The organism is Burkholderia sp. PvR073 (genome assembly GCF_054055695.1).
This window is the reverse complement of sequence record NZ_JBSRXO010000006.1, coordinates 223868-238929: the sequence shown is the minus strand read 5'-3', so window position 1 is coordinate 238929 and position 15062 is coordinate 223868. Positions and strand designations below refer to the sequence as shown.

The following is a 15062-nucleotide window of genomic DNA, read 5'->3' as shown; positions in this document are numbered from 1 at the left end:
TCGTACTGACAGTTAGTCTTCGGGTTTGCACACCGGCTTCGCGGGCATCAACCATGGTTTCGCCTCAACCGTCGCAATCGCGCGCTCGGCGAGCGCATTGAGCGCCTGCCGGAGCTGCCAGTCGGCAGCCGTGTCGAATTCGCGCTGCGGCAGCGCCGCGCTCTTCGACATATCGACCTTCGCGCGCACGCGCTGCTCGCGCAGTGTCTGCCGCGCCTTGCGCACCTGCGCGAACGGATCGGGCGCCAGCCGGTCCGCATAGGGCGCGCGGGGGAGATCGACTTCGCGATACCACAGCAGCACGCCGTCGACGTCCGAGTCGCGGCGCGGCGCCACGAGCCAGTCCGGCACCACGCCGTAGCCGTCCATCGGGCAGCCGTTCGGCCGCAGATTGCGCGCGAACGTGAAGTTGAGCCGCGTGCCGTCGATCAGGTCGACGCCGGTCTGCGCGAGCCCTTTCCCGTAGGTCGGCATCCCGAGCAGCCGCGCGCGGCCGAGATCCTTGAGTGCTGCCGCGCTCGCTTCGGCGGCCGACGCGCTCTGTCCGTCGACGAGCACGACGAGCGGCACGGTGCGCCACCAGTCGTCGGCCTGCAGCGGCGCGAGCGGATCCTGGCCGTGCATGACCGGCAGTTCGTAGTCGGGCCAGTTGGTCGTGAAGCGGCGGCGCTTCGTGCCGTCGCGCTCGAGCGTGACCATCGCGGTGCGGTCGCGCCCGGCGAACAGCGCGACGATCCCGATCGCCGCATTGAGCGCGCCGCCGCCGTTGATGCGCAGGTCGAGGATCACGCCTTGCACGGGCGGCCCCGCGCGGCGCGCGGCCTGCACCGCGTCGATGTAGTTGCCGACCGCGGGCTCCGGGAAGCTCGACAGGCGCGTGTACAGGATGTCGCCGGGGAGCCGCTTCGCGGTCGCCGGATGCGGCCGGACGATCGCGCGCACGGGCGCGAAGGTCAGCGTCGCATGATTCGGACCGCGCCGGACCGTGAGTTTCAGCGGCACGCCCGTGTCGCCTTTCGCGAGTTTCACGACCTCGCTGCTGTCGAGGCCAACGACGCTCGTGTCGTTCATCGCGACGACGAGATCGTCGGGCCGCACGCCGGCCTGCTCGGCGGGTGCGTCGGGAATCACGTCGATGATGTGCAGCCCGTCGGGCCGCGTCTCGAACACGATGCCGATGCCCGGCGTGCCGTCCCGCGCGCGGCGCTCGTCGTCGAGCTGCTGCTGGCGCTCCTTCGCGTTGAAGAAGCGCGCGTACGGCAGCGTCTTGATCCCGTCGTGCACGGTGGCGTCGAGCAGCGCGCCGATGTCGACGTCGGTCAGGTGCTGTTTCTTCAGCACGTCGACGGCGGCCTTCAGTTCGCACAGTTGCGGTTCCCAGTCGGGCGGGCAGGGTGACGGTTGCGACGCGGCGGCAGGCGCGGTGGCGGACGCGGTCGGCGCGGACGCGGACACGGATTGCGCGCGGGCGGCCGATGCGCATGCAACCAACGCGGCCGCGGCGGCTGCACCGGTACTCCAGGCGACGAGGCGACGAACGACACGCGTGGCAGGCATCATGAGGACCGCGGCTTCGACGGGGGCGGGGCGGGATGGTGACGCGATTGTAGCCGACGCCCCGTGCCGTCGCGTCGGCGCAAGAGGGCGGCGGCGCGCATGAAAAAAGGCCGGTCCACGAGGGACCGGCCTTCTGGTTTCAGCCGAAACGGCGCGGGCTCAAACCTGCGCGCCTGCGTTCGGATCGTCCGGATCGTGTGCGCCCTTCTTTTCCTTGATCAGGTCTTCGCGCTTGATGCCGAGCCACATCGCGAGCGAGCCCGCGACGAACACCGACGAGTAGATGCCGAACATGATGCCGACCGTCAGCGCGAGCGCGAAGTAGTGCAGCGTCGGGCCGCCGAAGAAGAACATCGACAGCACCATCATTTCCGTCGACGTGTGCGTGATGATCGTGCGCGACATCGTCGTCGTGATCGCGTGGTTGATCACTTCCGACACGCTCATCCTGCGTTCGCGGCGGAACGTTTCGCGGATCCGGTCGAAGATGACGACCGACTCGTTGACCGAGTAGCCGAGCACCGCGAGGATCGCCGCGAGCACCGCCAGCGAGAACTCCCACTGGAAGAACGCGAAGAAGCCGAGAATGATCACGACGTCGTGCAGGTTCGCGATGATGCCGGCGACCGCGTACTTCCATTCGAAGCGGATCGACAGGTAGATCACGATGCCGATCACGACGCACGCGAGCGCGAGGAGACCGTCGGTCGCGAGCTCGCGGCCGACCTGCGGGCCGACGAACTCGACGCGCTGCAGCGACACGTCGGGGCTCTGCGCCTTCAGTGCGGTCATCACCTGATCGCTCTGCTGCGCCGACGTGAGGCCTTCCTTCAGCTGCAGGCGGATCAGCACGTTGCGCGACGTGCCGAAGTTCTGCACCTGTGCATCGGCGTAGCCGAGCTTGCCGAGCGTGGCGCGCACGGGCTCGAGCTGCGCGGCCTGCTGGTACTGGACCTCGATCACCGTACCGCCGGTGAATTCGACGGACAGGTGCAGCCCGCGGTGGAACAGGAAGAACACGGCGGCGAGGAACGTGACCAGCGAGATCACGTTGAACACCAGCGCGTGCCGCATGAACGGAATGTCTTTACGGATGCGGAAAAATTCCATGGCTTCGTCTCCGGGGCCTTATTGGGTCGAGCCCGGTTTCTTCGGCGACACGCCTTGCTGCGCGCGGTTGCGCAGCTGCGGCTTGCCGGCGCGCGGGGCGTTGCCCTTCGCGGGGGCGGCGAGCTTCGCGGCGCGCGCGGTGTCGGTCGATTCGTCGGCCGCGGTGAACGATGCGCCGGCCGTGGCGCCTTCCGGCCTCCACACCTGGCCGATCGCGAGCGACTTCAGTTTCTTGCGGCCGCCGTACCAGAGGTTGACGAGCCCGCGCGAGAAGAACACCGCGGAGAACATCGACGTCAGGATGCCGAGGCAGTGCACGATCGCGAACGCGCGAACCGGGCCCGAGCCGAACGCGAGCAGCGCGAGGCCGGCGATCAGCGTCGTGACGTTCGAGTCGAGAATCGTCGCCCACGCATGCGCGTAGCCGGACTGGATCGCGAGCTGCGGCGGCTGGCCGGCGCGCAGTTCTTCACGCACGCGCTCGTTGATCAGCACGTTCGAGTCGATCGCCATGCCGAGCGCGAGCGCGATTGCCGCGATACCGGGCAGCGTCAGCGTCGCCTGCATCAGCGACAGCACCGCGACGAGCAGCAGCAGGTTCACCGACAGGCCGATCACCGAGATCACGCCGAACAGCATGTAGTACGCGACCATGAACACGGCGATCGCGCAGAAGCCCCAGATCACCGAGTGGACGCCCATCTTGATGTTGTCCGCGCCGAGGCTCGGGCCGATCGTGCGTTCCTCGATGATGTCCATCGGTGCGGCGAGCGAACCGGCGCGCAGCAGCAGCGCGAGGTCGGCCGCTGCCTGCGGCGTCGGCTGGCCCGTGATCTGGAAGCGGTCGCCGAGTTCGGACTGGATCGTCGCGACCGTCAGCACCTCGCCCTTGCCCTTCTCGAACAGCACCATCGCCATCGGCTTGCCGATGTTGTCGCGCGACACCGCGCGCACCGAGCGGCCGCCCGCGGAGTCGAGGCGGATGTTGACCGACGGACGCTGGTGTTCGTCGAAGCCGGCCGACGCATCGATGATGCGGTCGCCGGTGAAGATCACTTCCTTCTTCAGCAGCACGGGCGCCTGGTTGCCCTGCGTGAACAGCTCCTCGCCCGGCGGCACGGGGTCGTTCGGGTTCGGGTGCGTGTTGATCGGATCGGCGAGGCGCGCCTCGAGCGTCGCGGTGCGGCCGATGATGTCCTTCGCCTTCGCGGTGTCCTGCACGCCCGGCAGTTCGACGACGATACGGTCGCTGCCCTGCTGCTGCAGGATCGGCTCGGACACGCCGAGTTCGTTCACGCGGTTGTGGAGCGTCGTCAGGTTCTGCTTGAGCGCGGCGTCCTCGACGGACTTCTGCACGGCCGGCGTGAACGTGCCGACGACCTGCGTGCCGCCGCCGCCGGGCTGGGTCGCCCATTGCAGTTCGGTGACCGACGCGGCGAGCACCTTGCGGGCGTCTTCGGCCGTTTGCGCATCGCTGAAGTTGACGACGACGGACTGGTCGACGCGGCTCACGCCGCCGTCGCGGATGTTCCTGTCGCGCAGCAGCGCGCGCGCGTCGGATGCGTCGGAGTCGAGCTTCTTCGTCAGCGCGCCCGTCATGTCGACCTGGAGCAGGAAGTGGACACCGCCGCGCAGGTCGAGGCCGAGATACATCGGCAGTGCGTGCAATGCGGTCAGCCAGCGCGGCGACGCGCTCTGCAGGTTCAGTGCGACGACGTACTGCGGATCGTTCGGGTCGGCGTTCAGCGATTTCTGCAGCAGGTCCTTGACGCGCAGCTGCGTATCGGTGTCCTTCAGGCGCACGCGGATGTTCGCGTTGGACGCCGTGTTCTCGAAGGTGATGTCGTCCGGCTTGATCTGCGCGGACGCGAGCGCGGATTCGACCTGGGTCAGCGTGTTCGAGTCGAGCTTGACCGTGGCCTTGCCGCTCGACACCTGCACCGCCGGCGCTTCGCCGAAGAAGTTGGGCAATGTGTACAGAAAGCCGATGGCGAGCGCCACGACCATCACGACATATTTCCAGAGTGGATAACGATTCATGAGGGGGCCGAACGGGTGGTTGGCGTGAAAGCGTCGCGTCCGGCGCCGCGGCGGCCCGCTCTCTCAGGCGGGCACGGCGCGGGGAGCCGGACGCTCGGTAAAAGCCTTACAGCGACTTGATCGTGCCCTTCGGCAGAATGGTCGTGACGGCGGCCTTCTGCACGGTGATTTCGGTGCCTTCGGCGATTTCGACGCCGATGTAGCCTTCGGTGACCTTCGTCACCTTGCCGACGAGGCCGCCGCTCGTGACGACTTCGTCGCCCTTCGCCATGGCCGCGAGCATGTTGCGGTGTTCCTTCTGACGCTTCATCTGCGGACGGATCATGATGAAGTACAGCACCGCGAACATCAGGATGAGCGGCAGGAAGCTCATCAGGCTCGATTCGGCGCCACCGGCGCCTTGCGCGAAGGCATTGGAAATGAACGGCACGTTGGTCTCTCCGTAGGGGAAGATCGAAAAATAAGCCGGTTATTCTACCACCGGCCCCATGCGCAAACGGCGCAGCAAATGCGCTGTCGGATCAAGCTGTTAAAGCATGAACCGGCACCGTTGCGACTTGTTTGGAAAGGCAATTGTAATGTTTGGCGGTCACGACCGGCACTTGGAACGCGATATTTAGTACGCGTCTGATGTGGCAGGCCGTGGTGCGGGCAGCGGCGCGGGCAGCCGGCCCGTCAGTCGACCCCTCTCGCACGATCCTCCGCGAAGCGCTGGCGGAACGCGTCGAACGTATGGGTTTCGATCGCGTCGCGGATCTCGCCCATCAGCTGCAGGTAGTAGTGCAGGTTGTGGATCGTGTTGAGCTGCGCGCCGAGGATTTCGCCGACACGGTGCAGGTGATGCAGGTAGCCGCGCGAGAAGTTCTGGCACGTGTAGCAGGCGCAGCTCGCATCGAGCGGCTTCAGCGAGTTCTTGTGCGTCGCGTTGCGGATCTTCACGTCGCCGAAGCGCGTAAAGAGCCAGCCATTGCGCGCGTTGCGGGTCGGCATCACGCAGTCGAACATGTCGATGCCGTTCGCGACACCCTCGACCAGGTCTTCCGGCGTGCCGACGCCCATCAGGTAGTGCGGCTTGTGGGCCGGCAGCTTCGGGCCGACGTGCCGCAGCACGCGCATCATGTCTTCCTTCGGCTCGCCGACCGACAGCCCGCCGATCGCGAGGCCGTGGAAGCCGAGCTCGGACAGCCCCGCGAGCGATTCGTCGCGCAGGTCTTCGAACATCCCGCCCTGGACGATCCCGAAGAGGGCGTTCGGGTTGCCGAGCCGGTCGAACTCGTCGAGCGAGCGCTTCGCCCAGCGCAGCGACATGCGCATCGAGTCGGCCGCTTCCTTGTGCGTCGTCGGCACGCCGTTGGTCGCGTACGGCGTGCATTCGTCGAACTGCATCACGATGTCGGAGTTCAGCACCTTCTGGATCTGCATCGACACTTCTGGCGACAGGAACAGCTTGTCGCCGTTGATCGGCGACGCGAACGTGACGCCGTCCTCGGTGATCTTGCGCAGGTCGCCGAGCGAGAACACCTGGAAGCCGCCCGAGTCGGTCAGGATCGGCTTGTTCCAGCCCATGAAGCCGTGCAGGCCGCCGTGCGCATCGATCGTGTCGAGGCCCGGGCGCAGCCACAGGTGGAACGTGTTGCCGAGGATGATCTGGGCCTTGATCTCGTGCAGCTCGCGCGGCTGGATCGCCTTCACGGTGCCGTACGTGCCGACCGGCATGAAGATCGGCGTCTCGACCACGCCGTGGTTGAGCTTCACGCGGCCGCGGCGTGCATGGCCGTCGGTCGTCAGCAGTTCGAATTCGAGCCCGTTGGCCGGGCGCGCCTGCACGGGCGCGTGCGTATCGTGGGATGAACCTTCGGTCATCGCGTCATTCTCCTTGCCACCGGAAAACAGTCCGGCGCATGTTGGAAACGCTGCCGGCGAGCCGGCGGCGGGGAAAAGCGGGCGCGCGTCATCGGCGCGCGCAGCGGGAAAACGGGTGCAACGGCGGCTGCGCGGTCGCGGGCAGGTGCGTCTTCGCACCTGCCGCGCTTACGCGCGCGGTGCCTCCGGCGTGTCGCGCCGCGTGAGCAGCATCGCGTCGCCGTAGCTGAAGAAGCGGTAGCGTTCGTCGATCGCGTGCCGGTAGGCGGCGCGGATCGTCTCGACGCCCGCGAACGCGGACACCAGCATCAGCAGCGTCGACTTCGGCAGGTGGAAGTTCGTGACGAGCCGATCGACGACCCGGAAGCGGTAGCCGGGCGTGATGAAGATGTCGGTCTCGGCCTGCGTCGCCGCGAGCGGGCGGCCCGCTTCGTCGGCGCTGCGCGCCGCGGCTTCGAGCGCGCGCATCGACGTCGTGCCGACCGCGATCACGTTGCCGCCGCGCGCGCGGGTCGCGGCGATCTTGTCGACGAGCGACTGCGGCAGGTCGTACCACTCGCTGTGCATCCGGTGCTCGGCGATGTTCTCGACGCGCACCGGCTGGAACGTGCCGGCGCCCACGTGCAGCGTCAGCGTGGCGCGCTCGACGCCCATCGCGTCGAGCTTCTCGAGCAGCGGCAGGTCGAAATGGAGCCCGGCCGTCGGCGCGGCGACCGCGCCCGGGTTGCTCGCGTAGACGGTCTGGTAGCGCGTCTCGTCGTTCGCGTCGGCGTCGTGCTCGATGTACGGCGGCAGCGGCAGGCGACCGTGCTGCTCGATCAGCGTGAGGCACGGCTGCGGGAAGTGCAGCGTGAAGAACGGTTCGACGCGTTCGCCGACCGTCACGTCGAACGCGTCGGCGAGGCGCAGCGTCGTGCCGGCGCCCGGCGACTTGCTCGCGCGGATCTGCGCGAGCGCCGTATGCGTGCCGGTCACGCGCTCGATCAGCACCTCGATCTTGCCGCCGCTGGCCTTCTGGCCGAAGAAACGCGCCTTCAGCACCCTGGTATCGTTGAACACGAGCAGGTCGCCGGGCGCGATGCACGACGGCAGCTCGGCGAAGTTGCGGTGGACGAGGCGCGCGGGCTCGACGGTGTGGTCGACCTCGAGCAGGCGGCTCGCGGTGCGCTCGGGCAGCGCGGTTTGAGCAATCAGCTCGGGCGGCAGATTGAAATCGAAATCGGAAAGCGTGAACATGCGGGCTGGTTCGAAACGGCCGGCGGGCGCCGCCGACAGGGCGGAAACGCATAAATGGGGCGCGCGAGCCGCTATGATGGCGGGATGCGCGGCCTGGCCGGCGTCGTTCGTTCGGCGACGTGAAAGCCGCTATTGTACTTGCCTTGCGAAGCACCCAGACGATCCGATGCCTGTGTCACCACGCCGTTCCTCCGCTGCCGTTGCCGATTCCGCCGATCCGTTCGACGCGGACGATGCCGCGTTACCCGCGCGAAGCGCGGGGGAGCGCGGTTCCGACGCGCGCGCGGCGCCGAAGCGCGCGGGGCCGAAGCGCGGCGCCGACGGGCGTCTCGCGCAGCCCGCCGCTGCCGCGCCCGACGTCGAACCGGGCGCCGGTAGCGACGAAGCGGGTGCGGCGGCATCGGGCGCATCCGATGCACCCGGCGCGAAGCGCAAGAAGAAGCCGGCCGCCGACAAACCCGTGAAGACCGTCGACAAGCTCGCGAAGCTCGGCCTCACGCGCTCGATCGATCTCGTGCTGCATCTGCCGATGCGCTACGAGGACGAAACCACGCTCACGCCGATCGGCGAACTGCTGCCGGGCGGCATCGCGCAGACCGAAGGCGTCGTGTTCGACAACGAGGTCGCGTACCGGCCGCGCCGCCAGCTCGTCGTGAAGATCCAGGACGACGACGGCGAGCAGCTCGTGCTGCGCTTCCTGAATTTCTACGGCTCGCAGGTCAAGCAGATGGCCGTCGGCCAGCGGCTGCGCGTGCGCGGCGATGTGCGCGGCGGCTTCTTCGGGATGGAGATGGTGCATCCGGCCGTGCGCGTGGTCGAAGCCGATGCGCCGCTGCCGCAGGTGCTCACGCCCGTCTATCCGAGCACGGCCGGCGTGTCGCAGGCGTATCTGCGCAAGGCGATCGAGAACGCGGTCGAGCGCACGCCGCTGCCCGAGCTGCTGCCGCCCGAGATCGAGCGCGACTACCTGAAGCCGCTCGGCGTGCCGACCCTCGCGCAGGCCGTGCGCATCCTGCATCACCCGGGCGTCGATTCCGACGAAGACGCGCTGATGGACGGCTCGCATCCGGCATGGACACGCATCAAGTTCGAGGAGTTGCTCGCGCAGCAGCTGTCGCTCAAGCGCGCGCACGAGGAGCGCCGCACGCGCGCGGCGCCCGCGATGCCGCGCCGCACCGCGACCGATGCCGACGCGCTGACGACGCGCCTCTACGCGGCGCTGCCGTTCACGCTGACGGGCGCGCAGGCGCGCGTCGTCGACGAGATCGCGCACGACCTCACGCTCGCGCACCCGATGCAGCGGCTGTTGCAAGGTGACGTCGGCAGCGGCAAGACGGTCGTCGCCGCGCTGGCCGCGACGCAAGCGATCGATGCCGGCTACCAGGCCGCGCTGATGGCGCCGACCGAAATCCTCGCGGAACAGCATGCACGCAAGCTGCGCGCGTGGCTCGAGCCGCTCGGCGTGTCGGTCGCGTGGCTCGCGGGCAGCCTGAAGGCGAAGGAGAAGCGCGCGGCGATCGAGGCCGCGGCGCTCGGCACCGCGCAGCTCGTGATCGGCACGCACGCGATCATCCAGGACACGGTCGAATTCGCGCGGCTCGGCCTCGTAATCGTCGACGAGCAGCACCGCTTCGGCGTCGAGCAGCGTCTCGCGCTGCGTGCGAAGGCCGCGAACGCGGCCAACGGCGCGCGCGATTTCCAGCCGCACCAGCTGATGATGTCGGCCACGCCGATTCCGCGCACGCTCGCGATGACGTATTACGCGGATCTCGAGGTGTCGACGATCGACGAGCTGCCGCCGGGCCGCACGCCGGTGCTGACGCGCCTCGTCGGCGACGCGCGGCGCGAGGAGGTGATCGCGCGCGTGCGCGAGGCCGCGCTGACCGGCCGCCAGGTGTACTGGGTGTGTCCGCTGATCGAGGAGAGCGAGACGCTGCAGTTGCAGACGGCCGTCGAGACCTACGAGACGCTGGCCACGGCCCTGCCCGAGTTGAAGGTCGGGCTCGTGCACGGCAGGCTGTCGCCGGCCGACAAGGCGGCCGTGATGGAAGCCTTCACGCGCAACGACGTGCAGCTGCTCGTCGCGACGACCGTGATCGAGGTCGGCGTCGACGTGCCGAACGCGTCGCTGATGGTGATCGAGCACGCGGAGCGCTTCGGCCTCGCGCAACTGCACCAGTTGCGCGGCCGGGTCGGGCGCGGCACCGCGGCATCGGTGTGCGTGCTGCTGTACACGGGCCCGCTGTCGCTCACCGGCCGCGAGCGGCTGAAGACGATGCGCGAGACGACCGACGGCTTCGAGATCGCGCGGCGCGACCTCGAGATCCGCGGCCCCGGCGAATTCCTCGGCGCGCGCCAGTCGGGCGCGGCGATGCTGCGCTTCGCGAACCTCGAGACCGACGGCTGGCTGATCGACCCGGCCCGCGACGCGGCGGCACGACTGATCGCCGCGTATCCCGACGTGGTCACGCAGCATCTCGCCCGCTGGCTCGGCGCGCGGGAGCAGTATCTGAAGGCGTGATCGACGCGTGATCGACGCATTCAGGGCCGGATTTGAAATCGAAATTCGCCGCCGTCCGGCGCATTGCAATACTGAGAAACTTGGCGAATCGGTCCGAGTGGGTGTATAAATTAAACCTATCGCCTGTATATATCTGATTGACCCACAATGACCCTGACTGAACTGAAATACATCGTCGCGGTCGCGCGCGAGCGGCATTTCGGTCGCGCGGCCGAAGCCTGCTTCGTGAGCCAGCCGACCCTATCGGTGGCGATCAAGAAGCTGGAAGACGAGCTGAACGTGCAGATTTTCGAGCGCGGCGCGAGCGAAGTGAGCGTGACCCCGATCGGCGACCAGATCGTCACGCAGGCGCAGCGCGTGCTCGAGCAGACCTTCGCGATCAAGGAGATCGCGAAGCAGGGCAAGGACCCGCTCGTCGGCCCGTTCCGTCTTGGCGTGATCTACACGATCGGGCCGTACCTGCTGCCGACGCTCGTCAAGCAGATGATCCAGCGTGTGCCGCAGATGCCGCTGATGCTGCAGGAGAACTACACGCTGAAGCTGCTCGAACTGCTGAAGCAGGGCGAGATCGACGCCGCGATCATGGCGCTGCCGTTTCCCGAAACCGGCCTGATGGTGCGGCCGCTGTACGACGAGCCGTTCGTCGTCGCGCTGCCGGCCGGCCATCCGTGGGAGAAGCGCGCCGAGATCGACGCCGAGGATCTCAAGCAGGAAACCATGCTGCTGCTCGGCAACGGCCACTGCTTCCGCGATCACGTGCTCGGCGTGTGCCCGGAACTGATGCGCTTCTCGCAAACAGCCGACGGCATCCAGAAGACCTTCGAGGGCTCGTCGCTCGAAACGATTCGCCATATGGTCGCGAGTGGGGTCGGCATCACGGTGCTGCCACGGATGTCGGTCGCCGAGATCGGCCCGCGCGCGAACGGCCCCGACGCCGAACTGCTGTCGTACGTGCCGTTCAACGAACCGGTGCCCGATCGCCGCGTCGTGCTCGTGTGGCGCAAGAGCTTCACGCGGATGCCCGCGATCGACGCGATCAGCGACGCGATCGCCGCGTGCGAGCTGCCGGGTGTCGCGAAGCTCGACATGCCGGCGACGATGAACTGAGCGCGCTGCGGCATGCGTGACGGCATGATGAACGGGGTCTTGCGACCCCGTTTATTTTTCCCTATCGAATAGATAATTTTTATCAAATTACTATATTCGATAGATATAATTAGAATGTTCTGCATGGATCGGCGTCGGATCGACAGCCCGATCCGCACGCTGGATGCAAGCGTCAAAGGAGGATGTCATGATGCGATCGGTATTGCAGCACGCGCAGCGGAACATGCCGTCGCGCGATGAAGTCCTGACTCGTGCCAGGGCGGCGGCCCGCAGCCTGCGCCCGATTGCGTTCGCATACCTGGCGGACCGTGTGTACGGCGGATGAGTGCCGCCGCGCGCCGCTCCTGGGTTCCCCCGATTCATCGCCGTCCAGTCATGAGGGGGCATTGCATGTCCGAAGTCCCGAAACCCGCATCGAAAGCCACGCCTGACACCCCGTAGCACGACAGGGCGACCCTGTTCCGTTTTATCCCCCCCGCAATGCTCCACGAACCGCGCCCGGCAAGTGGGGGCCTACGAGCAAGTAAAGGAGAAAAAGCATGTCGACCGAATCGAAATGTCCGTTCAACCATACGGCGGCCGGCGGCACGTCGAACAAGGACTGGTGGCCGAACCAGCTGAACCTGAACATCCTGCACCGGCACTCGGCGCTGTCCGATCCGATGGACAAGGATTTCGACTACGCACAAGCATTCAAGAAGCTGGACCTCGCGGCGGTGAAGCGCGACCTGCAGGCGCTGATGACGACGTCGCAGGACTGGTGGCCGGCCGACTTCGGCCACTACGGCGGCCTGTTCATCCGGATGGCCTGGCACAGCGCCGGCACGTACCGGACTGCCGACGGCCGCGGCGGCGCGGGCGGCGGGCAGCAGCGCTTCGCCCCGCTGAACAGCTGGCCGGACAACGCGAACCTCGACAAGGCGCGCCGGCTGCTGTGGCCGATCAAGCAGAAGTACGGCCGCAACATCTCGTGGGCCGACCTGCTGATCCTGACCGGCAACGTCGCGCTCGAATCGATGGGCTTCAAGACCTTCGGTTACGCGGGCGGCCGGGCCGACACGTGGGAACCGGACGACGTCTACTGGGGTTCGGAAAAGATCTGGCTGGAACTGAGCGGCGGCCCGAACAGCCGTTACTCGGGCGACCGTGATCTCGAGAACCCGCTCGCGGCCGTGCAGATGGGCCTCATCTACGTGAACCCGGAAGGCCCGGACGGCAACCCCGACCCGGTCGCGGCGGCGCGCGACATCCGCGACACGTTCGCACGGATGGCGATGAACGACGAAGAGACGGTCGCGCTGATCGCCGGCGGCCACACGTTCGGCAAGACGCACGGCGCGGGCCCCGCGACGGACGTCGGTGCGGAGCCGGAAGCGGCCGGCATCGAGCATCAGGGTCTCGGCTGGAAGAGCGCGTATGCATCGGGCAAGGGCCACGATGCGATCACCAGCGGCCTCGAAGTCACGTGGACGTCGACGCCGACGAAGTGGAGCAACGACTTCTTCAAGCACCTGTTCAGCTACGAATGGGAACTGACGAAGAGCCCGGCCGGCGCGCACCAGTGGGTCGCGAAGGGGGCCGACGAAGTAATTCCGGATGCGTTCGACGCGTCGAAGAAGCATCGCCCGACGATGCTGACGACCGACCTGTCGCTGCGTTTCGATCCGGCCTACGAGAAGATCTCGCGCCGCTTCTACGAGAACCCGGCCGAGTTTGCCGACGCGTTCGCGCGCGCCTGGTTCAAGCTCACCCATCGCGACATGGGTCCGCGTGCGCGCTATCTCGGCCCGGAAGTGCCGGCCGAGGAACTGCTGTGGCAGGACCCGATCCCGGCCGTCGACCACCTGCTGATCGATGACGCGGACGTCGCGGCGCTGAAGGCGAAGGTGCTCGCGTCGGGCCTGTCGGTCGCGCAGCTCGTGTCGACCGCGTGGGCGTCGGCCTCGACGTTCCGGGGTTCCGACAAGCGCGGCGGCGCGAACGGTGCGCGCATCCGCCTGGCGCCGCAGAAGGACTGGGAAGTGAACCAGCCGGTCGCCCTCGCGACGGTGCTCGAGACGCTCGAAAGCGTGCGCAAGGCGTTCAACGATGCGCAGACGGGCGGCAAGAAGGTGTCGCTCGCCGATCTGATCGTGCTGGCCGGTGCGGCCGGCGTCGAACAGGCCGCGAAGAGCGCCGGTGTCGCGGTGACGGTGCCGTTCGCACCGGGCCGGATGGACGCGTCGCAGGAGCAGACGGACGTCGACGCGATGGCCGTGCTCGAGCCGGTCGCGGACGGTTTCCGCAACTACGTGAAGGGGGCGTACAAGACGCCGGCAGAGGCGCTGCTGGTCGACAAGGCCCAGCTGCTGACGCTGAACGGGCCGGAGCTGACGGTGCTCGTCGGCGGCCTGCGGGTGCTCGGCGCGAACGTCGGCGACGCGAAGCACGGCGTGTTCACCGACCGTCCGGGCACGCTGTCGAACGACTTCTTCGTGAACCTGCTCGACATGGGCACGGAGTGGAAGCCGGTGTCGGCCGCGAACGACGTGTTCGAAGGGCGCGATCGTGCGACGGGCCAGGTCAAGTGGACCGGCACGCGCGTCGACCTGATCTTCGGTTCGCACTCGCAGTTGCGCGCGCTGGCCGAGGTGTACGGCAGCGCGGACGCGAACGAGAAGTTCGTGCGCGATTTCGTCGCCGCCTGGAACAAGGTGATGAACCTCGACCGCTTCGACCTCGCGTGAATGTCGTGACGCGCTAGCGCAGTCACGTTGCAACGTGCAACGGCCGGTCGCGCGACCGGCCGTTTTTTCTTCCGATTCAAGGTCTTGTCGAAGGAGTGACGACCATGACGCAAATCATGCTGAACATGCGCGCCGCGTTCGCGGCGCCCGAGATGCGCACGCCGGCCGAGCTGGCGCGGCGCATCGTCGGTTTCGCGATCGTCGTCGGCGGTGCGGCCGAGCTGGTCGCGCAGGCGCTGCACGCGCTCGCGCCGATCGTCTCGAGTGCCGGCGGCTGAGCGCAGCGATTCGCTCGCCGCGCTAGACTGGCACGTGGCGAACGGATGCCGCGCGGTGCGGCATGCCGATTGCTCGACGCATTTTCGCCGGTTCAACATTTCGAATGAGGAGTCCCGAAGATGGCCAAGAAAGGTAACGCCACGCAGATCAACATCGGCATCAGCGACAAGGACCGCAAGAAAATCGCGGATGGCCTGTCGCGGCTGTTGGCCGATACGTTTTCGCTGTACCTGAAGACCCACAACTTCCACTGGAACGTCACGGGTCCGATGTTCAACACGCTGCACCTGATGTTCGAAGAGCAGTACAACGAACTGTGGCTCGCGGTCGACCTGGTCGCCGAGCGCATTCGCACGCTCGGCGTCGTCGCGCCGGGCACGTTCGGGGATTTCGCGAAGCTGTCGTCGGTGCCGGAGGCCAACGGCGTGCCGGCGGCCGAGGAGATGATCCGCCAGCTCGTCGAAGGCCACGAGACCGTCGTGCGCACCGCGCGCGAAATCTTCCCGATCGCCGATGCGGCGAGCGACGAACCGACCGCCGACCTGCTGACGCAGCGTCTGCAGACGCATGAAAAGACCGCGTGGATGCTGCGGTCGCTGCTCGCATAAGGCCGGTGCGGCCGG

Annotated in this window: 11 protein-coding genes; 5 read left to right on the top strand and 6 right to left on the bottom strand. The window is 67.4% G+C overall.

The features are described 5' to 3' along the window. Positions 1-12: 12 nt before the first annotated feature. The 6 genes from ACVK00_RS19970 to queA all read right to left on the bottom strand — a co-directional run bounded on the left by ACVK00_RS19970 (position 13) and on the right by queA (position 7806). Positions 13-1560 (bottom strand): S41 family peptidase, encoded by a 1548-nt coding sequence (locus ACVK00_RS19970; protein WP_284894852.1) that lies wholly within the window; start codon positions 1558-1560, stop codon positions 13-15. Positions 1561-1716: 156 nt separating this feature from the next. After that, positions 1717-2667, bottom strand: a complete 951-nt coding sequence (secF, locus tag ACVK00_RS19965; RefSeq protein ID WP_011656006.1) for a protein translocase subunit SecF — start codon at positions 2665-2667, stop codon at positions 1717-1719. Between the two features lie 18 nt (positions 2668-2685). After that, a complete protein-coding gene (gene secD, locus ACVK00_RS19960) occupies positions 2686-4707 on the bottom strand; it encodes a protein translocase subunit SecD (RefSeq protein ID WP_284894851.1) in 2022 nt (673 codons plus the stop codon). 106 nt (positions 4708-4813) lie between these two features. After that, complete coding sequence (gene yajC, locus ACVK00_RS19955; protein ID WP_006476868.1) at positions 4814-5137, bottom strand: preprotein translocase subunit YajC; 324 nt, start codon at positions 5135-5137, stop codon at positions 4814-4816. A gap of 245 nt (positions 5138-5382) precedes the next feature. Further along, the gene (tgt, locus tag ACVK00_RS19950; protein ID WP_284894850.1) at positions 5383-6570 is read right to left on the bottom strand and encodes a tRNA guanosine(34) transglycosylase Tgt; all 1188 of its coding nucleotides are present in this window, start codon (positions 6568-6570) and stop codon (positions 5383-5385) included. 168 nt (positions 6571-6738) lie between these two features. Beyond that, the gene (gene queA / locus ACVK00_RS19945; RefSeq protein ID WP_284894849.1) at positions 6739-7806 is read right to left on the bottom strand and encodes a tRNA preQ1(34) S-adenosylmethionine ribosyltransferase-isomerase QueA; all 1068 of its coding nucleotides are present in this window, start codon (positions 7804-7806) and stop codon (positions 6739-6741) included. 166 nt (positions 7807-7972) lie between these two features. Between queA and recG the strand changes: the two genes are divergently transcribed. From recG to dpsA, 5 genes are all read left to right on the top strand, one after another. Further along, entirely contained in the window at positions 7973-10327 is a 2355-nt protein-coding gene (gene recG, locus ACVK00_RS19940) for an ATP-dependent DNA helicase RecG (RefSeq protein WP_284894848.1), read from the top strand. 147 nt (positions 10328-10474) lie between these two features. Then, the gene (locus ACVK00_RS19935) at positions 10475-11434 is read left to right on the top strand and encodes a hydrogen peroxide-inducible genes activator (RefSeq protein WP_284894847.1); all 960 of its coding nucleotides are present in this window, start codon (positions 10475-10477) and stop codon (positions 11432-11434) included. 539 nt (positions 11435-11973) lie between these two features. After that, on the top strand, positions 11974-14160 hold the full coding sequence (gene katG / locus ACVK00_RS19930; protein ID WP_284894846.1) for a catalase/peroxidase HPI: 2187 nt from the start codon (positions 11974-11976) through the stop codon (positions 14158-14160). Between the two features lie 104 nt (positions 14161-14264). After that, positions 14265-14438 carry a hypothetical protein gene (locus tag ACVK00_RS19925; RefSeq protein WP_228906902.1) on the top strand — a complete coding sequence of 58 codons (174 nt, stop codon included), beginning with the start codon at positions 14265-14267 and terminating at the stop codon, positions 14436-14438. A 120-nt stretch (positions 14439-14558) separates the two neighbouring features. Continuing rightward, positions 14559-15047, top strand: a complete 489-nt coding sequence (gene dpsA / locus ACVK00_RS19920; protein WP_006754457.1) for a non-specific DNA-binding protein DpsA — start codon at positions 14559-14561, stop codon at positions 15045-15047. Positions 15048-15062 lie beyond the last annotated feature (15 nt).

Excerpts from the sequence above, each read along its gene's own strand:
- secF (WP_011656006.1), bottom strand. The coding sequence starts at position 2,667 with ATGGAATTTTTCCGCATCCGTAAAGACATTCCGTTCATGCGGCACGCG.
- ACVK00_RS19935 (WP_284894847.1), top strand. The coding sequence starts at position 10,475 with ATGACCCTGACTGAACTGAAATACATCGTCGCGGTCGCGCGCGAGCGG.
- queA (WP_284894849.1), bottom strand. The coding sequence starts at position 7,806 with ATGTTCACGCTTTCCGATTTCGATTTCAATCTGCCGCCCGAGCTGATT.
- katG (WP_284894846.1), top strand. The coding sequence starts at position 11,974 with ATGTCGACCGAATCGAAATGTCCGTTCAACCATACGGCGGCCGGCGGC.
- tgt (WP_284894850.1), bottom strand. The coding sequence starts at position 6,570 with ATGACCGAAGGTTCATCCCACGATACGCACGCGCCCGTGCAGGCGCGC.
- ACVK00_RS19970 (WP_284894852.1), bottom strand. The coding sequence starts at position 1,560 with ATGATGCCTGCCACGCGTGTCGTTCGTCGCCTCGTCGCCTGGAGTACC.
- recG (WP_284894848.1), top strand. The coding sequence starts at position 7,973 with ATGCCTGTGTCACCACGCCGTTCCTCCGCTGCCGTTGCCGATTCCGCC.
- secD (WP_284894851.1), bottom strand. The coding sequence starts at position 4,707 with ATGAATCGTTATCCACTCTGGAAATATGTCGTGATGGTCGTGGCGCTC.
- dpsA (WP_006754457.1), top strand. The coding sequence starts at position 14,559 with ATGGCCAAGAAAGGTAACGCCACGCAGATCAACATCGGCATCAGCGAC.
- ACVK00_RS19925 (WP_228906902.1), top strand. The coding sequence starts at position 14,265 with ATGACGCAAATCATGCTGAACATGCGCGCCGCGTTCGCGGCGCCCGAG.